16 protein-coding genes are annotated in these 23352 nt (G+C 49.4%); 8 read left to right on the top strand and 8 right to left on the bottom strand.

All coding sequences use genetic code 11. The features are described 5' to 3' along the window. Nucleotides 1-15: 15 nt before the first annotated feature. Both AC0YNW_RS25445 and AC0YNW_RS25450 read right to left on the bottom strand, forming a co-directional pair. The gene (locus AC0YNW_RS25445; protein WP_475834296.1) at nt 16-690 is read right to left on the bottom strand and encodes a PspA/IM30 family protein; all 675 of its coding nucleotides are present in this window, start codon (nt 688-690) and stop codon (nt 16-18) included. A gap of 53 nt (nt 691-743) precedes the next feature. Beyond that, nucleotides 744-974 carry a PspC domain-containing protein gene (locus tag AC0YNW_RS25450; RefSeq protein ID WP_119801129.1) on the bottom strand — a complete coding sequence of 77 codons (231 nt, stop codon included), beginning with the start codon at nt 972-974 and terminating at the stop codon, nt 744-746. Nucleotides 975-1819: 845 nt separating this feature from the next. On the opposite strand from AC0YNW_RS25450, the gene AC0YNW_RS25455 reads away from it, so the two are divergent. The 3 genes from AC0YNW_RS25455 to AC0YNW_RS25465 all read left to right on the top strand — a co-directional run bounded on the left by AC0YNW_RS25455 (nt 1820) and on the right by AC0YNW_RS25465 (nt 11187). Beyond that, nucleotides 1820-8419, top strand: coding sequence for a cellulose binding domain-containing protein (locus AC0YNW_RS25455; RefSeq protein WP_475834297.1), 6600 nt, complete (start codon nt 1820-1822; stop codon nt 8417-8419). Between the two features lie 16 nt (nt 8420-8435). After that, nucleotides 8436-8984, top strand: a complete 549-nt coding sequence (locus AC0YNW_RS25460; RefSeq protein ID WP_475834298.1) for a hypothetical protein — start codon at nt 8436-8438, stop codon at nt 8982-8984. A gap of 502 nt (nt 8985-9486) precedes the next feature. Further along, nucleotides 9487-11187, top strand: a complete 1701-nt coding sequence (locus AC0YNW_RS25465; RefSeq protein ID WP_475834299.1) for an FAD-binding dehydrogenase — start codon at nt 9487-9489, stop codon at nt 11185-11187. A 185-nt stretch (nt 11188-11372) separates the two neighbouring features. On the opposite strand, the gene AC0YNW_RS25470 is transcribed toward AC0YNW_RS25465, so the two are convergent. Then, entirely contained in the window at nt 11373-11588 is a 216-nt protein-coding gene (locus tag AC0YNW_RS25470; RefSeq protein ID WP_475834300.1) for a hypothetical protein, read from the bottom strand. Between the two features lie 254 nt (nt 11589-11842). After that, nucleotides 11843-12010, bottom strand: coding sequence for a helix-turn-helix transcriptional regulator (locus AC0YNW_RS25475; protein WP_475834301.1), 168 nt, complete (start codon nt 12008-12010; stop codon nt 11843-11845). Between the two features lie 283 nt (nt 12011-12293). Here AC0YNW_RS25475 and AC0YNW_RS25480 point away from each other — a divergent pair, with 283 nt between their 5' ends. From AC0YNW_RS25480 to AC0YNW_RS25495, 4 genes are all read left to right on the top strand, one after another. Then, the gene (locus tag AC0YNW_RS25480; protein ID WP_475834302.1) at nt 12294-12452 is read left to right on the top strand and encodes a hypothetical protein; all 159 of its coding nucleotides are present in this window, start codon (nt 12294-12296) and stop codon (nt 12450-12452) included. A 48-nt stretch (nt 12453-12500) separates the two neighbouring features. Further along, nucleotides 12501-15008 (top strand): GH39 family glycosyl hydrolase, encoded by a 2508-nt coding sequence (locus tag AC0YNW_RS25485; RefSeq protein ID WP_475834303.1) that lies wholly within the window; start codon nt 12501-12503, stop codon nt 15006-15008. Between the two features lie 243 nt (nt 15009-15251). Then, nucleotides 15252-16490, top strand: a complete 1239-nt coding sequence (locus AC0YNW_RS25490) for a PTS sugar transporter subunit IIC (RefSeq protein WP_387479835.1) — start codon at nt 15252-15254, stop codon at nt 16488-16490. Between the two features lie 72 nt (nt 16491-16562). After that, on the top strand, nt 16563-18842 hold the full coding sequence (locus tag AC0YNW_RS25495) for a beta-glucosidase (RefSeq protein WP_475834304.1): 2280 nt from the start codon (nt 16563-16565) through the stop codon (nt 18840-18842). A gap of 180 nt (nt 18843-19022) precedes the next feature. Here the strand turns inward: AC0YNW_RS25495 and AC0YNW_RS25500 are convergent, their stop codons facing one another. The 4 genes from AC0YNW_RS25500 to AC0YNW_RS25515 form a co-directional block, all read right to left on the bottom strand. Next, nucleotides 19023-19517, bottom strand: coding sequence for a hypothetical protein (locus tag AC0YNW_RS25500; protein WP_475834305.1), 495 nt, complete (start codon nt 19515-19517; stop codon nt 19023-19025). Then, nucleotides 19518-19724 carry a helix-turn-helix transcriptional regulator gene (locus AC0YNW_RS25505; protein WP_387479886.1) on the bottom strand — a complete coding sequence of 69 codons (207 nt, stop codon included), beginning with the start codon at nt 19722-19724 and terminating at the stop codon, nt 19518-19520. It abuts the gene before it with no gap. Between the two features lie 172 nt (nt 19725-19896). After that, a complete protein-coding gene (locus tag AC0YNW_RS25510) occupies nt 19897-21009 on the bottom strand; it encodes a metallophosphoesterase (RefSeq protein WP_475834306.1) in 1113 nt (370 codons plus the stop codon). A 325-nt stretch (nt 21010-21334) separates the two neighbouring features. Then, the gene (locus tag AC0YNW_RS25515; RefSeq protein WP_475834307.1) at nt 21335-22699 is read right to left on the bottom strand and encodes an MFS transporter; all 1365 of its coding nucleotides are present in this window, start codon (nt 22697-22699) and stop codon (nt 21335-21337) included. Between the two features lie 112 nt (nt 22700-22811). Here AC0YNW_RS25515 and AC0YNW_RS25520 point away from each other — a divergent pair, with 112 nt between their 5' ends. Further along, on the top strand, nt 22812-23162 hold the full coding sequence (locus tag AC0YNW_RS25520) for an ArsR/SmtB family transcription factor (protein WP_475834308.1): 351 nt from the start codon (nt 22812-22814) through the stop codon (nt 23160-23162). Nucleotides 23163-23352: the final 190 nt, after the last annotated feature.

Here is a 23352-nt window from a genome sequence, read left to right on the forward strand (position 1 = left end):
TCATCTATATGAAGGCTAGCTGCCGGATTGCTTCTGCAGCAGGCGTTGCAGCTGTTCTTCGACTTGCGCATTGCGTTGCTCCTGCTTCTGGTCATGGACAGCAGGGCTGACGTAGCTGCCGGCGGATGTTTTGGACAGCTCGCGTGCAGCTTCCCACTCCATCACCTTCTGCTCGATTCGCTCAAAACCGCGTGCAGCGGCGCTGCCTTGCAGATGGGGAGCAGCGAATCCGTTGCCGCCAGCTTGTGCCGATGACTGGCGAACGCGGGCAACCAGCTCAGCGCGTTTGCTTTGCAGACGTGTTTTTTCTTCCTTCAGCGATTCAACACGCAGCTGCAAGTCGATTGCGGCTTGCCCCGCGATACCGCGCAGTCGATCCGTATCCTCCGCTTGCTCCAGATACAGGAGCTTCGCTTCCAGAGCAGTACGGGCTTCAGCCTCGCGGCCTTCCGTAGCTGCCTGTACCGCTTTTTCCTCATAATAACGGGCTTGCGTATTCAGCTCTTCGAATTTGGAGCCCATCATGCGCTCCTGTGCCTGTTGCTGTACCAAAGCGCGCTCGGCGCGGTCAATTTCCTCGTCCAAATCTCTTAAGTAATGATTCAGCATCATCACCGGATTTTCTACCTTGTCCAGCATTTCATTAGCAGCAGCTCTAGTCATATTCACGACGCGTTGCAAAATTCCCATATCTCATCTCTCCTTAGAATGTGTTTGTCGATTAATTGATTGGACCGATTAATTTAATAATGCTTGTGATTATAGTTATTCATGAAGGACATATCGCCTAGCGGCGCCTTCGGTACAAGAATCGTACCTATGAAGTACAGCACCACTACTGCTCCGAAGCTGAAGAATGCGGTGATGACAACCAGCAATCTTACAATGGTGGAGTCGATGCCGAAATATTCAGCGATGCCTCCGCAAAGTCCAGTCAATTTATTGTCCGTGTTAGATCGGAATAGTTTTCTCATGTTCCTCATCCTTTCCTCTCGCTCGTTTCTATGTCTTTATTCTACCGGGTACGCCGCCTTCCGGTAACGGTCCCGGGTCTATTCTTCATGCTGGCCTTGAGTCGGGGAGGGACTGGGACGGACGGCGGGGGAAGGTGCATTTGTTTAGGAAAGTTCGGTCTTTCCGGACCTGCAGGTCATGTCGTATATCTAAATCAAATTTCTCCAATCAAGTCGAATGACTTGGGTCAACCTACGCAGGTTATTTGGCTGGATGCCGGTTTAAGAAGGAAATCTTGGGTTATCTATACCCAAGTCATATATCCAATAACAACATGCTGTTTTATATATTTGATCGAGTTTGGAAATGAAGGCTTCGGCTGCAGGCGAAAGATAGTTGTTGCAATGGTAGGCCGGTATCCGTAAAGACTGCGTCACAGGAGATAAATAAAATGGACTGGCATATGGAGGATGGGGACATTTGATGGGAAATGATTTTGTTCGTACGTTGCATGGTTCTATGGAACGCGTGAAAAAACAAGGAAACTAGAATGAGAATTAGAGAACCATCTATACGATAGCCATAACAATGTTGCCAAGAAAGACGATATCTGCGAGGATATCGTCTTTTCTATGTCTTGGTTTCCCTTTACCAATGAGGGGGAGTTATGGGGTGAAGATATGGTTCAATCATTAGCTAACCTAGGTCACTTTATAGTTGACTCATACGAAAATGTGAATTTTCGGGACTAATAGCATGCCTATCATTACGATATTAGTTCTATCATCCTACGAAATGGAAAATTGTATCAGTCGATAAATAGGGATAATGACATCATTTAGGATGAAGAATGGAGAGGACGTAATTGAAGGCGAAAAAGTTATGGGCACAATGGATTAATTGGACGCTGATTATAGCATTGATATGGTCGATCGCGCCTGGTTCCATCGTAACGGCGCAAGGCGAGCTGCAAGCTTCGGAGAATCCTAAGTTTATTCAGCTTCTTCCGTCTGTATTTAACCCATCTGCTGGCGAGGGCACGACGATTCGCTGGAATTGGGAGATTGACCATGTCACCGCCATTGAGGTTAGGGATGGGGACCGGCTGGTCGAGACGCTGGCAACGCAAATGTATACGGGCGGTTATGCTGTTCATAACTACCAATGGGATGGGAAGGATAAAAGCGGGAAGGTGCTTCCTGCAGGCACATACACGATTGTCGTACGCCCTACCGAACCGAAATACGAGAAGTGGGCACATGCGGCGTCGATCACCATTGTAGACGGCGATGCTGACAAAGTCTATGTCGCGCCGAATGACGACAAGCGAAGCAATCAATTTGTTGTATATGGATTGAATGGCAGCAACAATGGCGTAACGAAAGTTCAGTTAAAGGCAACTGACGTAGAGAGTCAGAAAGTGACAACATATGAAACTACAGTGCAGGAGAATCAGTGGTTTGCAAACGTAACGCTGCCGCCGTACAAACAGATGAAGCTGGAGGCTGTTTTTACGGGAGGAATGATTGACAAGGCGCATACGGTTGTCGTGAACCATCGGTTCCGTTTGTTCGATGATATGCGTTTGCTAGCTTTACACTACTTTAATGATGATAATTTAATAGATAAGCTGAGAAAGGAGAACAAGCTGCCGGAGGGTGAGCTTAATCCGAGCGGATTGTTTGGAAGAAGTATTCTTGTCTATGAGCCAGCTCAGATTGTTCCCATTGCTCAGGAAATAGATCCGCTTTCCAATACGCATGGCGTCATGGACGGATACGATGGGCTAACGTTGCTGTCCCCTGCCAATATGTCGACGGGCAATCATGTCGGTCTGGCCGTGGACGTACTTATTGACGGTGCAGTCCCGCTCTTCTTCAACCGATTTTATAATTCCAGAAGCGAGACGATCAGTGAATTTGGCCTGCATTGGAATCATACCTATTCCTATCGTCTTCGCGATTTGGGTGAGCAAGCCGTCATTATGTTTGAGGATGGACATACGGAGACCTTTACTGCAACAGGCGGAGGTAGCTATACGAAAGCCGAAGGCAGGAACCACGCCTTAACAAAGCAGTCTGATGGAACATATCAATTGTCGATTGACGGAATGACATTCCTTTATTTTAACGGACAGGGCCTCTTAACGAGTGTTGCGGATCTGAACAATATTCAGACTGTGCTGCATTATAACGGAACCAAGCTTAGCCGAGTCGAGAAGAACGGCAAGTCGATTCAGTTCCATTACAACGACAAAGGGCAACTGCTCAGCGTCACGGCTCCTGGGCAGAATACCGCCCAATACAGCTATCAATCCCAACAATTAAATAAAGTTGTTCTGGATGAACAGGATTGGCTCTATAACTATGACGAAGGCAAGCGGCTTTCCTCGATTATCAAACCATCCGGGGAGACACTGCGATCCTTTACTTATGACAGCCAAGGCAGATTGATTAAGGAAACGAACGGCAACGGTCATTCCAGCACGTTAAGCTATGATGACTACGAACGCAAGGTCATTTTGACCAATCCAAAAAACGAGCCAATCACTTATTATTACGACAAAGACTATCGCCTGGTGAAGGTGCAGGATAAGACGGGGACGAAAACCTATCAGCACACGAATGCTTCTGCTGTAAGCAACGTCGCTTCCTTGGCTTCTACAAGCGTTAATGTGCCGCAAGCCGCTATTGCGCAGAGCAGCAAAAGGCAAGAAGTAAGGACGCTAGGCGCTACTTCTTCCGCTTCAAGCGACGTGTTGAAGGTACAGATGTACAATGTCAGCGATCTAGGCAAGCAAGACCCAACGAATACGATTCATCCAATGATGCGCATCTACAATACGTCGCAGGGAACCATCGATCTGAGCGATGTAACTGTACGTTATTATTTTACGAATGACGGCATTACGGAGCAGGTCTACTGGTGCGATTGGTCGGATATTGGCTGCTCTAAGGTGAAAGGATCGTTCCTGAGTGTCGCCGAAAAAGGCGATACCTCGCTGGAGGTCGGTTTTACAAGCGATGCCGGTGAATTGAAGCCGGGCGAATATGTGGAGGTGCATAATCGATTCAACAGCAAGAACTGGAGCGATTATGATCCGACCAATGATTATTCTTATAACGCTGGAGATAACATATTTGTCGATTGGAACAAAGTTGATGCGTTCTATCGCGGCGTGCTTGTATGGGGGGATGGCAGCGGAGGCGGAACGCCGGAACCAAGTCCAACGCCAACTCTGCCGCCGAGCCCAACGCCTGATCCGGGTGAGTCTCCAAGTCCGAGTCCAACACGAAGTCCGACATCTGAGTCGGGCGGATCGCCAAGTCCAACACCAACTCCGGCACCAACGCCTGAACTGGAGCCTGATCCGGAGAAAGTGGCGTACATCGAGGCATCGGACAACGGAACGCGCAGTATACGGGCCGAGATGTTCAACTTTAACCGAAGCGCCAACTACAACACCATCTATCCATGGTACCGCCTTGTGAACGAATCGGATGAACCGATCCCGCTAAAGGATATCCGCATTCGTTATTTTCTAACGGCGGATACTGCGGAGGAGCTCATCTTCTGGTGTGACTGGGCAAGCATTAGCTCAGGCTCGAAAGTTTCAGGTACCTTCATGAAAGTTTCGAAACGGGATGGTGTTGTAGATAGCGTACTGGAGATTTCGTTCATGGATCAGGATGCGGTACTAAAGCCTGGACAATCTATAGAACTTCATACGCGCATCGGCAAAAAAACGTGGCCTGACTTCAAGCAGATCAATGACTTTTCGTTTAATCCTAAGTCCACTCAGTATGAACCTTGGAAGCGAATTGCGGTATTTGTAAATGGCAGATTCGTATGGGGGCAGGTACCGGTAGCTGCCGCTGATATTGCTCCGCCGGAAGAAACGCCGCTGTATGTGCCGAATGATTTTGCGAAAAGTAAGGCGATTCTCATTACGGATCAGCTAGGCAATAAATCCTCGTATGTATACGATGCTAATGGGAATTTAACGCAAATTACGGATGCGCTGGGTCAGACGTCAGTATGGACATACAACGACAGATCGCAGGTCACCAGCCATACCGACCCGGAAGGCCGCCAGACGACTTATGCCTATGATAACCGGGGGAACCTGACCAGTGTGAGCGATGGAGAAGGTCATGTGACCTCATATCAATACAATGCGCTTGGACTGCCAACCTCCGTGACATTGCCGGATGGCTCCAAAATTCAGGTGGTGTATGATGGGAACGGCAATCCAGTTGAGTATATAGAAGTGGACGGAAGCGTCTATAAGCAGACATTCGACGTGAGCAACAAGCTTGTGAAACGGGTTGATCCGCTAGGACAGGAAATCAAGCTACGATATAACACGCAAGGACTGGTTGATCGTATCGAGCATGAGGACGGCACCTTTGTCTCCTATCAATATAATGAAGATGGCGAAATGGTAGCAATCGTTGATCGCAATGGTGGCATCGTGCGCTCTGAATATGATGCAGCAGGTCTCAATACGGCTATTGTGGATGCACTGGGCCAAAGAACAAGCTACACCTATGACGAGCTCGGACTGCTGGTCGAGACCGTAGATCCGCTTGGTAACAGCGAGAAAATGGTAAGGGATGGCTTCGGTCAAGTAACAGCGAGATTCAATAAACTGAACCAAAAGACGGAATATCGGTTTGATGCGTTGGGTCAACTGATGTCAACGATCGATTCCGCAGGCCATACGACCCGATATGAGTATGATGCGATTGGTCAGCTCAAGCGGCAGATTCTGGCAGACGGCTCGATCACTACTTATTCGTATGATGGCTCCGGCCTAATCGTTGAACAAAATGCTCAAGGTGCCATAACCAAATTCGAATATGACAAACGTGGTTCTTTAATAAAAGAAACGGATGCGCTGGGATATTCGAGGTCCACGGTTTATAATGCCAACGGCTTGGTTGAGAAAGAGCTTGATGCTTCCAACCACGCGACCCGGTATGAATATGATACAGTGGGCCGTTTGAAGAAGATAATCAACGCGCTAGATCAGGCGACCTCATTTGAAAGAGACAATCTAGGGAGAACGATTGCCGTTACCGATCCAAACGGCGCAGTTACACGATATGAGTATAACGACAGCGGTCAGGTATCTCGTGTCGAGAACGCAGATGGACATGCTACCGAATACCAGTATGATGCGCTGGGCCGTAAGATGTCCGAGCGCGATCCGCGAGGCCATATATCACGATATGCATACGATGCGGTGGGGAATTTAAAATCGGTAACCGATGCATCTGGTCTGAAGACGGAGTATCGCTACGATGCTGCTGGAAAATTGCTGGAGCAGGCGCGCCAGGATTCGACTGGCATGAAGAAACAAATAACATCGTATACGTACGATGTTGTGGGACACCGTCTGACAATGACGAATCCGCTGGGCAATGTTACGAAGTATACTTATAATGAAGCGGGCTCATTAGCATCTATGACAGATGAAGATGGCTATACCACTACGTATAAGTATGACGAGTTGGGACGCCGCACCGCTGTAGATTATAACGGGGTATCGCTCGAGACATTCCGTTATGACGAGAAGGGAATGCTTGTTGAGACGGTCGATGCTTCTGGCAAAACCACCTATGTGTATGATGCACTAGGCCAATTGTTAACAAGCACCGATCCAAACGGGAAAGCGGTAAACTATAGCTGGACACCGACAGGCCGAAAAGCTTCTATTGCTTACCCTGGCGGAGATAAAATGTATTATGAGTATAACGAGCTGGATCAAATTGTGAAAGTAACAGGGCCGAGAAATATGTCGGCTCAGTATCGTTATGACACCAAGGGCAATGTATTGGAAAAGCTTATGGATGACGGCGTTTCTACGACGTACGACTATACGACGCTGGGGCAATTAAAGTCGCTGAACGAGCAATTGCCATCCGGAGAGTTGCTTCGCTCCATGACGTACAGTTACGACGCTGCAGGGAATATAGTCAAGCAGGATGAGAAGGCAAGAGGCAACGTTCGCAACCGTCAATATGAGTATGATGCTCTCAATCAGCTTGTTGAGGCGACAGATCAAGGTGTGAAAACGTCTTATGCGTATGATGCCTTCGGCAACCGTGCCCAGATGCAGGAAGGCAATTCGTCTCCTGTCCTTTATGAGTATAATGGGGCCAATGAGTTGCTCAAACGGACGCAGGGTGTGGATACGACAACCTATTCATATGATAAGCGCGGAAATCTGGTGGAAGAGAAGTTGAACGGCATGACTGCTGCGACGTATACATTTAACGAAGCGAATCGGCTTTCAGAGTTGAGGAAGGATGGAAAGGAAACGATCTATTCCTACAATGCCGCCGGACATCGTACGGGCAAATCTACAGGATCGGATAATTTCACTTATATTCTCGACCCGCTAAGTCCTTATGGCGAAGTGCTGGAAACTTATCAGAACGGCAGCCGGGCTGATTCCATCGTGTATGGCGAGGATCGTTTGGGTGTAGTGAATGGACAAGGAGACTTCTACAGCTATAGCCTTGACCATCTTGGCAGCGTGCTTGAGCTTCGCAATTCGGATGGGGTAGCGGCGGAGAGTTACCAGTATGATGTTTTTGGTCAATTGTTGGAAAAACCAACAGGTGATTCTGTCATACAGACTCATTTGACCTATACAGGTCATGAGTATGACCGCGAAAGCGGTTTGTATTATGCTAAAGCAAGGTATCTGGATGCAACGTTGGGTAGATTCATTAGTGAGGATTCGTACGAGGGTACACTTTTGAATACGCAGAGCCAGAATCTTTTTGCGTATGTAGCAAATAATCCAATGAGATATATTGACCCAAGTGGTCACCAATATATAGACATAGGAGTAGTATATTCACAAGAGGATAGGGATTTAATAGATATCTATAAATCTATTTTCAATACGGGTAAAAAAGAAAATAACAAATTAATTATGCAAACAGCTCATGATGCAGCAAATTTGATTCGTTTAAAATATGAACCATATGTAGATAGAATAGATTTTATTAATGAAAAAGTGTTCCAATCTCTTACGAAAGATATGTATAATGAATTTTTATTTGGGAATGCTAGGGCAATTCCTTTATGGGAAGATCCAATGTTTTATGTTCTCGATGGTACTTTTGCGATTGCGTACAAGGCACTCTCCAAATTGGCGCTAGGTAAAATAAGTAAAGAAAGTGTAGATCAGACTACAAAATATCTACTTGAATTAGATTTACAGTTGTTTGCTAGGGATTTATATAAAGGATTATCAAAACAAATACTTGATGGAAAGAGAGTAAAAATAGAGTTATTTGAGAATGGAAAGTACAAAGGTTGGAAACTAGAGAAAGATAGAGCCGTCAATAGTGGAGCGGGTGTACATGGAGGCTCTTATTGGAAGTTGTTTAATCGAGAAGGTGAGCGATGGACACTTGATAAGGTGGGAAATGTGTTGAGAAGATGAGTGAAGGAGAAATGAAATGAAGGAATGTAATGAGACTGAAAGACAACATATTACTCGATTATTTACGAGATTGGACGTAGAAAACTTGCAGTCACCATCTGTATTTTGTGATGGAATTTTAGATATATATCCTGGAGTATTGAGCAATGAAGAATCAAGCGAGATCGTATTTCTTGATCTTTACAAAACCCATGAAAAGAAATTCATTAGTTTTTTTTCTCACATTTTCCTTCTAAATAATAAAGTTATTCATATTAGACCGTATTCAGTGATAAACTCATCTGAGAAATACATGAAAAAACGTGGGTTAAATCAAAAAGAACAAAATATCATTAAAAAGTTGTGTGTTAATCACAATAAATTGTATAGAATTGAAGACATTGAGGAACTTATTATAATCGTAAAAGCAACGATTAGAGAAGCGGTACTTTCAATCTTTTATTTAGAAAACACTGTTTTTATTGGGAATTTTGATTTATCTATCCCGGTATTTGCTCGTTCGAAAGATGAAATGATTAGTATAAGGGATTATGCAAAAAGAAACGAGCTTTTTCTAAGAGTGTAAAGTCTAAGTACTTCGGACCACAATGCGGCCAGAACTCGTGTTGTGGTTTGTTTTTTATAAGGTTTTTAATCCTATTCTAGGCCCGTATTAATAAATATTTGAAGGACAACTTGTATGCTTAGAAGAATACTGAGTAAATTTAAATTTAGATCATGAGGGTCAGCTGTAAGACTAATTTTGATCGAAGTAAGAAAACCAATAAGGAAAAATATTATTTATAGATTTTCATCAGTCATCATTATAGTGATACTGAAGTCGTTATTTTTCCTGAATGATGGTGGATAAGAACTGGGACCAAGGACATTATTGATCATGATTCAACGAATATCAAGCAAGAAATGTCGGTTCGAAAGAGTATAATGCTCGAATTGAAAATAAGACAGAAGAAACATTATGGAGGTACTGGTGCTTTGTATTCTGCTTGATTTTTGAATTGGAAAATAGTATTGTCTGGCTACCGGATAGCAGCGATAAGCTATTGTCATTTCCTCCATCGCATATAATGATAAATATACGTGGAAAAAATCGCTCGTTTGGGGGGATTACTGTGCATCGATCGGACGCGATCGTAATTGGCGCGGGGCTTGCGGGACTTGTAGCGGCGGCGGAGCTTGCCGATGCTGGCAAAAAGGTTACGCTGCTGGATCAGGAGCCGGAAGCTTCGCTTGGCGGCCAAGCCTGGTGGTCGTTCGGAGGACTGTTCCTGGTCGGTTCTCCTGAGCAGCGTAGGCTGGGCATTCGGGATTCCAGGGAGTTGGCTTGGCAGGATTGGCTTGGCTCGGCCGGATTCGACCGCGAGAACGACGAGGATTACTGGGGCAGGCAATGGGCCGAGGCCTATGTCGACTTCGCGTCGGGTGAAAAGAGGGCTTGGCTGCATGGGATGGGCGTCCGCTTCTTCCCGGTGGTCGGCTGGGCGGAGCGAGGCGGCTATTTGGCGGAAGGACACGGCAACTCGGTGCCGCGCTTTCACATCGTATGGGGCACAGGCCCCGGCATTGTAGCGCCATTCGAGCGTCGTGTGCGGGAGCACATCGCACAAGGACGGATCGATTACCGTCCGCGCCATCGTGTCGATCAGCTGATTCAACGGAATGGCGCGATTGTTGGTGCAAGCGGTTCCATTTTGATGCCTAGCAATGCCGCGCGCGGCGAAGCAAGCTCAAGAGAGATTGCGGATACGTTTGAGTATGAATCGGGAGCGGTGCTCGTCACAAGCGGAGGCATTGGCGGCAACCATGAGCTGGTTCGGCGCAACTGGCCGAGCAGACTGGGCCAGCCTCCTGCGCGCATGTTGTCCGGCGTACCGGCCCATGTGGACGGGCGAATGCTCGGGATCACGGAGGAAGCGGGCGGACGCATCGTGAACCGCGACCGGATGTGGCATTATACGGAGGGGCTGAAGAACTGGAACCCCATATGGAGTGATCATGGCATTCGCATCCTTCCGGGTCCTTCGTCGATCTGGCTTGATGCGACAGGCAATCGGTTCCCCGCGCCGAACTTCCCAGGCTTCGATACACTTGGGACACTGGAAGCGATTCAGAACAGCGGCTACGATTATTCCTGGTTCATTCTGACGCAAAAGATTATCGAGAAGGAATTTGCATTGTCCGGCTCGGAGCAAAACCCGGATTTGACCGGCAAGAGTGTTCGCAAGGTGCTGTCACGAGTGCTGCCGGGCGCGCCGGGGCCGGTTCAGGCTTTCATGGATAAGGGGGAGGACTTCGTCATCGCCCGCGAGATCAAGGAACTGGTCGACGGCATGAACAAGTTGGCGGGTAGCCGAATGCTCGATGCATCTGCCATCGAACGACAGCTTATCGCGCGTGATCGGGAGATGGATCATGCGTTTACGAAGGACTTACAGGTGACGGCGATTCGCGGTGCCCGCAACTATATTGGCGACAATCTGATCCGCACGGCGAAGCCGCATAAGCTGCTGGACCCGAAGAACGGACCGCTGATTGCCGTGAGGCTAAGCATTGTTAGCCGCAAAACGCTGGGCGGGCTCCAGACCGACCTGTCAGGCCGCGTGCTGAATGCCACAGGTGAGCCGATTCAAGGGCTTTATGCGGCGGGAGAAGCTTCCGGTTTTGGCGGCGGAGGTGTGCACGGCTATCGTGCCCTGGAAGGAACATTCCTTGGCGGCTGCCTGTTCTCAGGCAGAGCTGCTGGGCGTGCGGCGGCTGCAGAGTTGTAAACTCGCAGGGAAGCGATATGGCTGACGGATGAAAAAGGAGCCTTCGTTCCACTAACAAAGTGGATTCGAAGGCTCCTTTGCTGACAGGTGCCAATAGTGGCGGCCGGAGCTTCTGATGCGGACTTCCATTTCAAATAGCTTAGCTGTGTCACGAGGCTCGGATCAGTATGAATTGCTGCGGTTAATTATCCCGCTTTCTTCCCGCTGTCCGCTTGCTTCTTCCTAACAGACATCGTAATGAGCACGTTCAGCAGGACGGGCGGGATAGCGGCAAGCAGGAAGCGCCACTCGCCTGTGAGAACGGAAATGGTGGCGAACACGATCAGCATTGATACGCCGATTGCAATGTTCTGTAAGAGCTGAATCTTGCCTTTGCTCGTGTCGTCGGGATCGTTAGTCATACGGGCTTGAAGGGTGAAGAAAGTCAGCCCCCAACTGCCCAGCGATGGTATCGTGCCAATGGACAGGCCGAATACCTACAGAGACATTAGAACATAGATCGCCGAAACCGTGAAGTACCACGAGGTCGAGCGGGACTTGGCTGCTATATAGTTGTGCACTTCATCCAGACCGTTTTTTTGGCTGCGGCGCGCCTGTCGAAGTACCAGCCAGCAATCCCGAACAGAAGTCCTCCATTTATGCCCAGGTATACCATCTACTTCTCCTCCTTCTCTTCAAATACGAATACATCCTCGATTTGCATGTGAAACGCTTTTGTGATTTTGAAAGCCAGCTCCAGCGACGGATTGCATTTCATCGTTTCAATTGCGATGACCGATTGTCGGGTGACACCGATGATTTCCCCTAGCTGCTCTTGCGTCATGCCATGATCGGATCACAATGACCGGATTTTATTTTTAATACGGAACCCCTCCAAACGTGGCAGTCTGCAATAATGTAAAGCTAACTTTACGTAAAGTGCTTTACATTACTGTGGCTGTCAATGTTTTCCTCACACGACTAGTCTGTAGAAATAAAAAACGGGATGCCCCGCATAGAGGCAGCATGTTAAAATGGCAGGCGTTAATTCGCCTTGTTCGAGAAAGTAGCTTGAATGAGAACAACTTCCGCTTGTGATCCGATACGAATCGGGGGATCTGGCCGCGATGGGTGTGGTCGGAGACGACCAGGTCAATGCCTTGCCGTTGCGCAATATCGAAGTCATCCAACTGATGGTCCAGCAGCACCAGAAGATCGATCAGCTCCAGGATCTTGCCGTTGAAGCGGTCAGAAATGTTACGGATTTATTTGCAACGCTGTTGTAGCCGCCCTTCAATCCATCCATAATAGAAGGATGGAAGGGAGTACGGGCCATGCGTTATTACTACGAAATGATTGAACATCAGGATGACTTGCCGATTCGCCTCTTCGTCAACAGCGTTGAGCATATCCCGTTTCACTGGCACAAAGAGCTCGAATTGATTTATGTGCTGCAAGGAACCGTTATCGTCCATGTGGATCAAAAGCAATATCAGCTGGAGCAGGACGGGATCATTGCGATTAACAGCATGGCCGTCCATCAGATTGAGCGAACGATACAGGACAATGTGCTGCTTACATTGCAATTCAATCCTGAGCTGCTTGGCGATGGAGTCAGCCTGAACTGCATCTCGGCTCAAGGAGAAGGAAACCATCGTGGGGCGTTCGACCGGATCCGCAGCGAGCTGGCGCGGATGGCGTGGGAATCCAGCAAGAAAGCTCCAGGTTATCGAAGCTTTGCGCTGGGAAGCCTGCAACTGCTGGCGGGATGCTTGCAGCGATACTTCGCCAAGGATGCGGGACAAGTCGGCAACAAAGATGCCAAGGATTACGATTATATAAGGCTGAGTCGTGTCCTTCAATATGTAGACAGCCATTACAGCCAAAAAATTACGCTGCAGACGATGGCTGATCAGGAACATCTGAGCTTGCATTATTTCTCTCATTTCTTCAGCGATAAGATCGGAGTGCCGTTCCAGAAGTATCTGACCTCCGTCCGTTTGGAGAAGGCGGCTGCCGCCTTGACGGAAACCGGCAACAGCATGACACAGATCGCGCTGGATTGCGGATTTGCGAACGTCAAGCTGTTCAACAAATATTTCAAAGAAAAGTTCGGCTGCACGCCCAGCGTCTATCGGGAATCGGCGTTGAATGCCGGGTCGGCACAAGGGAATCGCAAGCCGTTAACCTATGAGGAATCCTCAAGCGGCGATTATTATGAGACCGATACCATTCAGGCGATGAAATCGCTGTTCCGTTATCTGGAGCAAGATGAGTCGAAGGATCGGGAAGCAGGCCATCGTCTCTCGCCGGTCGCTGCGGAAGAGGAGGTGCTCCTCTCGATTGATGCCGCTACGGAGGGTACGCCTTATGCGCCGCATTGGAACAAAGTGACGACAGCGGGAAGAGCGGCGGAGGGACTGCGCTACGATTGGCGTGAGCAGTTTTTGGAGATGCAGAGGGAGATGCGGTTCAGCCACATCCGCTTTCATGGTATTTTCAACGATGAAATGATGGTTTATCAGGAGAACGAGGAAGGCGAGCCGATCTATAACTGGGCTTATGTAGATAAGCTTTACGACTTCTTGCTGGAGGCAGGCATTCGTCCGTTCGTTGAGCTCGGCTTCATGCCGAGCCTGCTGCGTCGATCAGGGGAGACGATTTTCTGGTGGAGAGGCAACATCTCCCCGCCTGCGGATCAGAACAAGTGGAACAGCTTGGTTCGTGCCTTTCTCATTCACTGTCTCAATCGGTACGGTATCGAGGAAGTGAGGCAATGGTACTTCGAGGTATGGAATGAGCCCGACCTGTCCGGGGTCTGCTGGGCAGGGAGCAAGGAAGAATATTTCTTCTTCTATGAAGCAACCGCACGAGCCATCAAGGCCGTTGATTCCAGCTTGAAGGTTGGCGGGCCTGCGCTTGGCTACGGTTCATTATGGAATGACGAATGGACAGAGGACTTCATGGCTTATTGCCGGGATAGAAGCGTTCCGCTTGACTTCTTCTCCTTCCATGTCTATTCGGAGTACCCGCAGCGGAAGGATGAGGCTGACAAGCTTACGAGAATCATGCCTCCTTCCTATTACCTTGACAGCGTACTCAGGCTGAGGTCTAAGCTTGGCATAGAGAAATCGCCGTCTCTGGAGCTGTATATGACAGAGTGGAACTTCTCGTTATACGACCGGAATCTGATTCACGATACGATGTTTATGGCGCCATTTGTCATCCACCATGCCGCAGCGACAATCGGGACGATGGATGCGATAGCCTTCTGGTCGTTCACGGATGTGTTCGAGGAGAGTGTTGTCCCGCCATCACCATTCTACGGAGGTTTCGGTCTAGTGAATCGGGACGGCCTGAAGAAGCCGGGGTATTTTGCGCTGAAGCTGCTGGGCAAGCTGGGAGAACGACTCATAGCCAAGGGTGACGGATATATCGTGACTCGGAGGCAGAGAGGCGGACTGCAGCTTTTGTTCTATCATTACACGCATGTCGACAAGCTGTTCGCAAGCGGAGATTGGTCAGGCTTGACGGAACTGAGCCGTTATTCTGTCTTTGAGGAGAAAGGGCATAGAGCCATCACAGTACTGCTGGAAGGGCTGACGGGAATCTACAAGCTGACAAGCTATCGTCTGGATCGGGATTGCGGCTCTGTATTCGACGAGTGGGTAAAGCTCGGCGCGCCTCTGCACCCTACGCATGAAGAATTGGAGTATTTGGAAGGAAGAAGCGGACCGGCCCTTGCGGCGACAACGATTGAGGCACATGGACGATATGAGCTGAACTGCATGCTCTCGCCGCATGGCGTAGCGATGTATCTCCTTGAACCGATTTACGAATAACCAAGCAAGCATGGACGATATGCTCTTGGAAGAAAATCATCATAGACAACGAGCACCCCTGAGGCAGGGGTGTTTTTTGCTGTATAGGTACAATTTCCTCTAGGCAATCTATAGCTAACAAGCGATAATACGGCAAAATAACGACCTATCCAGGGCAAATAACGACAAGAAAGCGCTATCAAACAATTTTATACTAAATAAGCAATCATATGAGGCAATCAAATTGTATAGGGGGATTTGCGGATGGATCGTCTGATGAAATGGATGACGGAAAAATTTGCTCCGCGAATGGAGGCCATCACCAAAAATGTGTGGGTGGACTCGATACAAGAAGCAATTATGGTGACGCTGCCGATGATCTTTATCGGTTCGTTAATTACGCTGGTTTCGATATTGAAGGATTTTATACCCGCAATGCCTGATTTGACGCCGATTACGACGTTCAGTTTCGGATTGCTGGGGCTGTTTATTTCTTTCCTGACGCCTTATATGGTTATGCAGAAGAAGGAGCGACACAAGATCAAGCTCATCTCGGGCTTTACGGGCTTGTCCCTGTTCCTGATGCTGCTGAGTCCAACGTTCGGCGAGGACGGCTCCGTGCAGTTCGTGCTGGAGCGCTTTGGTCCGACAGGCATGGTTGCGGCGCTGCTCGTCGGTATTGTCGTGGCGGTCGTCATGAATGTATTCAACCGGTTCTCCTTGTTCAGCAAGGATACCAAGCTGCCCGAATTTATTGTGGACTGGTTCGATTTCCTTGTACCGATCGCTATCATTCTGGCAGGAGGATGGGTGCTGATTTACCAGCTTCACTTCGATATCTTTGCACTGATTATTAGTGTGTTTGAACCGTTGAATGCGATCAGCCAGACGCTGGCCGGGTTCGTTTTGTTCAACTTTATCGGTGTAGTGCTCTATTCCTTCGGTGTCAGTCCTTGGGTGATGGTTCCGATTTTCTATGCGATCTGGTTCCCGGCGATTGAGGAGAATGCGGCGCTTGTGGCTAAAGGGATGGACCCTATTAATATCAATACGTTCGAGACGTTTTTCTCCGGCTGGGTAGGCGTGGGGGGATTAGGTGCAACGCTGCCGCTGGCTATTCTGTTCCTGTTCGCCAAGTCGAAGAAGCTGAGCTCCATCGGCAAAGCGACGGTCGTGCCTTCACTCTTCAACATTAACGAGCCGGTCATCTATGGCGCGCCAATTGCGTTCAATCCGATTCTAATGGTGCCAATGTGGATTAACGGCATCATCATCCCGGTTATCGTCTATTTGGCTCTGGACTGGGGACTCGCGGATATACCGAGCCAGCTGTTCCAACTCTGGTATACGCCAATCGGCATTTCGACCTATATTGTATCCGGCATCAATGGATTGGTGCTGCTCGCCTTTGTCCTGTTGATTATGTTCGTCGTATGGTACCCGTTCTACAAAGTATATGATCTGCAAGAGCGCAAGAAAGAGGATGCGGAAGCTCAAGCGTAAAGCAGCCAGCACGAAAGAAGCTGCGAACGATCAAGAGTAAGCCGCAAGCTATGATAAAGGAGTGGGAGAATAATGAAACATACTGCCGAAGACCTGATAAAAGAAATGACGCTGGAGGAGAAGGCCGCCTTGTGTGCCGGACTCAATATGTGGATGACCAAAGGCATCGACCGGCTCGGTATCCCGGCTATTCATATGTACGACGGAACCAACGGCATTCGGAAGACCAGCAGCGATGAGGAAATGGGCATTACCAGTCAGAACTTGCCGGCAACCTGCTATCCTACCGGCTCGGCAATCGGCTCCTCATGGAATACGGAGCTGCTTAGGGAGATCGGCGTTGCTCTTGGCGCCGAAGGCAGAGAGATGGGCGTGGAGCTGTTGCTTGGCCCGGGCATTAACATGAAGCGTACACCGCTGGGAGGCCGTAATTTCGAATATTATTCGGAGGACCCTTGTCTGTCTGGCGAGCTGGGCGCAGCATTTGTGAACGGACTGCAAAGCCAGGGCGTTGGCGCTTCGGTGAAGCATTTTGCCTGCAACAATCAGGAGCACGAGAAGATGGTGACCAGTTCGGAGGTAGATGAGAGAACGCTTCGCGAAATCTATCTCAGCGCCTTCGAACGGATTGTGCGAAAAGCTAATCCATGGACCATCATGTGCTCATATAACTTGCTGAATGGCACGTATGCCAGCGAAAATGAGCATCTGCTGAATGATATCCTGCGCGAGGAATGGGGATATGACGGTGTCGTGCTGTCCGATTGGACGGCTGTTAACGACCGGATTCGAGGTCTCAAAGCTGGCCTTGATCTGGAGATGCCAGGTCCTGCAGACTACAACGCCAAAGCTATCGTTGCTGCCGTGCAGAGCGGAGCGCTGTCGGAAGATAAGCTGAACGCTTCTGTGCGCAGAATAGTGGAACTGGTTCGCAAGACGACGGCAGCCACCGAATCAGCTGGCGGTGCAGCAACCTCCTCCGATTATCACACGCTTGCAAGAAGGGCTGCGGCTGAAAGCATTGTTCTGCTTAAGAACGACAGCAGCATTCTGCCGATCAACCGCGAAGCGGTCAAGTCTATCGCTGTCATTGGACGTTTCGCAAAACAGCCTCGCATTCAGGGCGCAGGCAGTGCCGAGGTTACACCGACGTTCGTTGATATTCCGCTTGACGAGCTTCGTAAGCTTGCGGGAGACGAGATTGCCTTCACCTATGCGGATGGATACCCTCAGCAGGATATCATCGACGATGCCCTGATCGAGGAAAGCGCGAAGCTGGCTGCTGCTGCGGAAATGGCGATACTGTTCGTCGGCCAGCCGGAGTATGCGGAATCGGAGATGCATGATTTGAGCGGGATTGATCTGCCTGCCCATCAGGTGAAGCTGATCCAGGCCGTTGCCGCCGTTCAGCCGCGCTGCGTCGTCATTACAAGCAGCGGCACCGCTCTCGCCATGCGCCCATGGGTACAGCATGTACCAGGCATCATTCATATGTGGCTGACCGGACAAGGCAGCGGACGGGCGATCGCAGAGATACTGCTTGGCCATGTGAATCCGTCCGGCAAGCTGTCGGAGACGTTCCCTGTCAAGCTATCCGACAACCCTTCTTATATGAGAATTCGCGGCGAGAACGGCAAGCTCTATTACCGGGAGGGACTGTTCGTCGGCTACCGCTACTATGACAAGAAGGAGCTTGCTCCGCAATTCCCGTTCGGCCACGGACTGTCGTACACGACCTTCGCTTATGCCGGGATGAAGGCGGTCCAGCATGAGGGCGGCGTCACGGTGTCCTTCAGCGTGACCAACACAGGATCGGTATTCGGACAAGAGGTTGTGCAGCTATACGTCCATGATGAGGAATGCAAGTGGATCAGGCCGGATCAGGAGCTTAAGGCGTTCACGAAGATCGCGCTTGAGCCTGGAGAGTCGAAGGAGGTTTCCTTCGAACTGGAGGAACGTGAATTCGCCTATTACAACACGAAGTGGGGCAAATGGGTGGCTGAAACGGGCTACTTCCAGCTATCGGCCGGCAGCTCCTCGCGGGATATTCGGCTTCGTGAGCGGCTTTATTGCAACTTCGGGAAAGAGGAGATCTCGTTCCATAAGTTCAGTCTGCTGAATGACTGGATCAGCGACACTGACGCGCGCGACATTCTGGAGCGGACCCTAAATGCTATGAACGAGCATGTGGTAGACAAAGTAGTGTTGAATGAAGATTTTATCGGATTCTGGGGCGATTTCCCCGTCATTAAAGTCATTCAGATGTTCGGGCAGGTCTGGCTGAAAGAGAATACGCCGGATGCGGTGACAGAAGCGATGATCTCGGAATTCGAGCAAGTGCGCAGAGGGTAATCGAATCCGATTCAACTGGATTAATGCCCGCTTGACCAGACCATGAAGAAGTCATGTTTATCGTTTTCTTTATCACATAGAGGGGCTATCCCAAACGTCATCATTTTAGATGGCGGGGGGATACGCCCCTTTTTCATTTTGTAAGCGCGGACTGTTCCCGTTGGCCAGTAGCGCCAGCTCTTACCCCACCTTCTGGCCGTTGCCCGCTTGCTTCTTCCGAATGGATATCATAACGAGCACATTCATCAGAACGGGCGGGATAGCGGCAAGCAGGAAGCGCCACTCGCCTGTCACAGCGGAAATAATCGCGAACAACAACAGAAAGGATACGCCGATTGCAATACTCAGTACAAGTTGAAGTTTGCTGTTTCTTCCTTCATCAGGGTCCTCCGTCATGCGCGCATGAAGGATGAAGAAGGTCAGCCCCCAACTGCCCAGATGAACGAACAGCAGAATCGCCAGCGACGGGATCGTGCCGATCGACAGGCCGAATACTTCCAGCGACATCAGAACATAGATAGCCGTGATGGTGAAGTACCAGGAGATCGAACGGGATTTGCTTGCCATATAAGCGTGCATCTCATCCAGTCCGTTGTTTTTGGCGGCGGCGCGTCTGCCGAAATACCATCCTGCTATTCCGAACAGAAGCCCTCCGTATATGCCGAGATAAACCATCTACTTCTCCCCCTTTTCTTCAAATAGAAATACATCCTCGATTTGCATACGGAACGCTTTGGCGATTTTGAACGCGAGCTCCAGAGACGGGTTGTATTTCATCGTTTCGATTGCGATGACCGATTGTCGGGAGACACCGATGATTTCACCAAGCTGCTCCTGCGTCATGCCATGATCGGATCGCAATGACCGGATACGATTTTTAATAAGGAATCCCTCCAATCACCGAAGTTTCATGAAATGTAAAGCGAACTTTACGTAAAGTGTACTTTACATTCATACTCCATGTCAATCTTTTCCTGATTCAGGTTCTCATGCCGGATAAAAAACAAATAACGGGATACCTCGATTAGAGGCATCCCGTTGTTGATGAAGGCGATTAATCTGCCTTATTCGAGAATGTAGCATGAATGAGAACAACTTCCGCTTGCGATCCGATCCGAATCGGAGGTCCCCAGAAGCCGAAGCCGGAGGAGACGATGGAATGAAGCTGATCCTTTTGCAGGTAGCCCCAATCATTTTCGAATAATCGCTGGGTAACCAGATGCGCAGGCGCGATCTGTCCGCGATGGGTGTGGCCGGAGACGACCAGGTCGATGCCTTGCCGCTGCGCGATATCGAAGCCAATTGGCTGATGGTCCAGCAGCATCAAGGCATTCGAAGAATTGACGCCCTTGGTCAGCTCCGCGAGCTCAGCGCGCTCCTTGTCACTATAGTCTTTGCGGCCAATCAAGGTAAGCCAGTCCTCAATTTCCACGTATTCGTCGTACAGCACCGTCATGCCGCTTTCTTCCAGAAGATCGATCAACTCCTGCATCTCGCCGTTGAACCGGTCATGGTTCCCCAGCGATGCATAGACGCCATAAGGCGCCTTGATCCCGGCGAGTATCTCGCCGATCCCTTTCTTCTTGTAAGGCACGATATCGTCATCGATAATGTCCCCCGGGAATAGCACGATATCCGGCTGCAGCGCATTGATCTCCTCGACGAGCCGGATGGCGTGTTTTTTGCCAGACAAGTAGCCGAAGTGCATATCCGAAGCCATCGCGATTTTCAGCTCGCCGCTTTCGGGACCTGGCTTGTCGATGCTGATATCGTAAGAGCGAACGGTAGGCGTATACGCATTGTAGCTGCCATAGCCAATGAGCAGGAGCAACGCTGTGAGTGTGACGATGCCGGCCCACTTCTGTACATGATGGCGAGGAAGGGAGGTTAGTCTGGAGAGCCAGACGATCAGATGAACGACGGGCAGCATCAGCACAAGCAAGCTGAAGATAGCCAGCCAATAGGAGCCGATGATGTTCAGAATGGCCGAGCCGGCGAACACTCTGGCGAGAATAAAGGAAGCAGCCAGGAAGATAAGTGCGGCAATATAGAGCAGACGGAATCGCCGGGATACCGAAGGCCTCATCCAAGACCAGCCGCTCCAGCCTATGTAGAACACAATAAGTCCGTATAACAACAGAAAAACAATGCCGATTGCAATAAACATGGTGCCCTCCTTTAGGATGTTAGTCCCATTATATCATCCGGCATGCAAGAACTGAAAATTTGCCTGTCTCCAGAGGAGGCAGCGGTCTTCATGCATCGCAGCATGATACCGTGTTTGTGCCATTCACTTCTTCTCGCAAGTGGTTCACCTTCTATCCTGTTATAGCGGCTCCTTCATCGCAAGTCGTTAAAAATGAGCCAGTACAAGAGTCATTGTAAATGTTCAGCATACCGTACTTGAAATCAATCAGCATCAAAAAAGCCCAAGAAATCGCTGCCTGGCGAATTTCTCGGGCTTTTTCATTTGAAGTATTTAGGATGCTGTCTTATTGGACCTGCGCTTTGCCAAATGCGCTTCTGAAGTAAAGAATCGAGCATGCGATAGCGGCCAACACAACAACGGTCAATCCCCAGTAAATATTGCTGTAGGCGTGGGAGAGAGACAGGTTCTTCTGCCAGACCAGCGCGCTTGCCGCTATGGCCACGCCGAAGGCGCCGCTGAAAAATTGCAGGAGCTGGAACAGGCCAAGTCCCGAACCGATCTGGGACGGCTCCAGAATACGGGACATCTCGTTCGAGACGCTGCTGGATAGAATCGTAAAGCTTGTGCTGAGCAGCATATAGATGAACAGGATCGCCCAGTAAGACAACCCTTCGAACAGGGCGAACAGCACGACCGCAGCCAGCAGGAACAGCGGGATATAGCGGATGATGGTGCCGTTGCCGTTCGTATCAATATATTGGCCAACTCGTCTGGAGACGAACATCGCGAGCATAGCGCCCGGGAAGATGATCAGCCCTGCCTCAATAGCGCTTAGTCCATATTGCTTCACGAGAATTTGTGGCATAAGAAACAGCGTCGCAAAGCTGCACAGGTAAGCGGCGATGCCGACTCCGCCGAGGATCAAGTATGAACGGTTGCGGAAGAGCGACGGCAGTACGAACGGATTGGCTGCGGTGCGGATTCGCACAATAAACAAGATGATAGATATTAGACCGAGAGCCAGCGCGATAAAGGATTGGTTCGTCAGGAACAGAAGCAGACCTGTTGTACCAACGCCGATGAAGATGGCGCCAATCGCGTCGAAGGAGCCTTTTTTCATCTTTTCCTTCGGGATGTAAGCCGCAAATAAAGGGACAAGTACAATCGTGACAGCGGTCAGCACGAATAGAACATGCCAACCTAAGTATTCGACGACTGCGCCTCCAACTACAGGACCAAGACCGAGTCCTAAAGATACCGAGGACATAATCAGCGCCATTGCTTTCCCTCTGCGTTCAAGCGGAACATAACGCGAGATCAGCACCAGTGACAGCGCGGGGATCGAGCCTGCACCCGAAGCTTGAACAACGCGCGCGCCGATAAGCATAAGGAAGCTATTGCTGAACAAGCCTGCGATAGCGGCAAGACTGAGAGACAATATGCCGATGATGAAAAGTCTACGAATTGGAACGAAGTCAGCCAGTCGGCTGTACGTAATGGACGAGATCGCAAATACGATGGAGTACCCCGTTACAATCCATGATGTTGAGGATGCCGAAAGCTGAAAGGCTTCCGCTACATCCGGCAAAGCCAGATTAAACATCATCGTGTTCATGATGACGATGACAATAGTAATGCCGAGCAGTCCGAGTACAGCGCCTTCTTTCATAGCTCCTTGCTCAGCCGAATGATGAGTTTGCTTAGTCATGGGGTTTCACCTCTAATTCTTAAAGTTCGATTGTTATCGAACAATAGAATCATAGCACGCGTTATGGTATAATGCAATCATCTACATTATATTTTTGCAGGGGGCTATAGACATGAAAATATTAGTGCATCCCGACCGTGCAGATATCCATTTATCCTCTGTATTGTATGCCTTAAGCGATCCTCTCCGGCTTATGATCGTCTCTCAGCTTCGCGATGTATCGGAGAGAGCCTGCGGTGAATTTGAATTGCCTGTGGCCAAGTCCACACAATCTCACCATGTCCGTACGCTGAGGGAGGCTGGCATCATCTATGTACGCAGTGTCGGCACGCAACGGCTTATCTCGCTGCGTACTGTAGATCTGGAGGCGAGATTCCCAGGGTTGCTCTCTTCCATTCTGGAAGCTTATGAGAACTCGGGAGAGAAGGAGCGCATCATAAGCCCGGAGCATTCATCAGACTGATGAATAGCTTCTTATTATAGAAGCTTGTATAGAATCAACTTGAAGAAGCCGAATGGTTCATCTTATGGCGCAGTATTCTTGCCTGGCTAAGTCAGCCAGGCAGACTGCGTCTTTTTGTCGTGCTGAAGAAAGAACAGCGTCTCTTGCAGCTATTAGAGTCGTGAAAGTACTATTGAATAGTCGTATGGCG

The organism is Paenibacillus sp. J31R120 (genome assembly GCF_056269225.1).

Excerpts from the sequence above, each read along its gene's own strand:
- AC0YNW_RS25475 (WP_475834301.1), bottom strand. The coding sequence starts at position 12,010 with ATGACGCAAGAGCAGCTAGGGGAAATCATCGGTGTCACCCGACAATCG.
- AC0YNW_RS25485 (WP_475834303.1), top strand. The coding sequence starts at position 12,501 with ATGCGTTATTACTACGAAATGATTGAACATCAGGATGACTTGCCGATT.
- AC0YNW_RS25465 (WP_475834299.1), top strand. The coding sequence starts at position 9,487 with ATGATAAATATACGTGGAAAAAATCGCTCGTTTGGGGGGATTACTGTG.
- AC0YNW_RS25500 (WP_475834305.1), bottom strand. The coding sequence starts at position 19,517 with ATGGTTTATCTCGGCATATACGGAGGGCTTCTGTTCGGAATAGCAGGA.
- AC0YNW_RS25445 (WP_475834296.1), bottom strand. The coding sequence starts at position 690 with ATGGGAATTTTGCAACGCGTCGTGAATATGACTAGAGCTGCTGCTAAT.
- AC0YNW_RS25450 (WP_119801129.1), bottom strand. The coding sequence starts at position 974 with ATGAGAAAACTATTCCGATCTAACACGGACAATAAATTGACTGGACTT.
- AC0YNW_RS25480 (WP_475834302.1), top strand. The coding sequence starts at position 12,294 with ATGGGTGTGGTCGGAGACGACCAGGTCAATGCCTTGCCGTTGCGCAAT.
- AC0YNW_RS25520 (WP_475834308.1), top strand. The coding sequence starts at position 22,812 with ATGAAAATATTAGTGCATCCCGACCGTGCAGATATCCATTTATCCTCT.
- AC0YNW_RS25515 (WP_475834307.1), bottom strand. The coding sequence starts at position 22,699 with ATGACTAAGCAAACTCATCATTCGGCTGAGCAAGGAGCTATGAAAGAA.
- AC0YNW_RS25510 (WP_475834306.1), bottom strand. The coding sequence starts at position 21,009 with ATGTTTATTGCAATCGGCATTGTTTTTCTGTTGTTATACGGACTTATT.
- AC0YNW_RS25470 (WP_475834300.1), bottom strand. The coding sequence starts at position 11,588 with ATGACTAACGATCCCGACGACACGAGCAAAGGCAAGATTCAGCTCTTA.
- AC0YNW_RS25460 (WP_475834298.1), top strand. The coding sequence starts at position 8,436 with ATGAAGGAATGTAATGAGACTGAAAGACAACATATTACTCGATTATTT.
- AC0YNW_RS25490 (WP_387479835.1), top strand. The coding sequence starts at position 15,252 with ATGGATCGTCTGATGAAATGGATGACGGAAAAATTTGCTCCGCGAATG.
- AC0YNW_RS25495 (WP_475834304.1), top strand. The coding sequence starts at position 16,563 with ATGAAACATACTGCCGAAGACCTGATAAAAGAAATGACGCTGGAGGAG.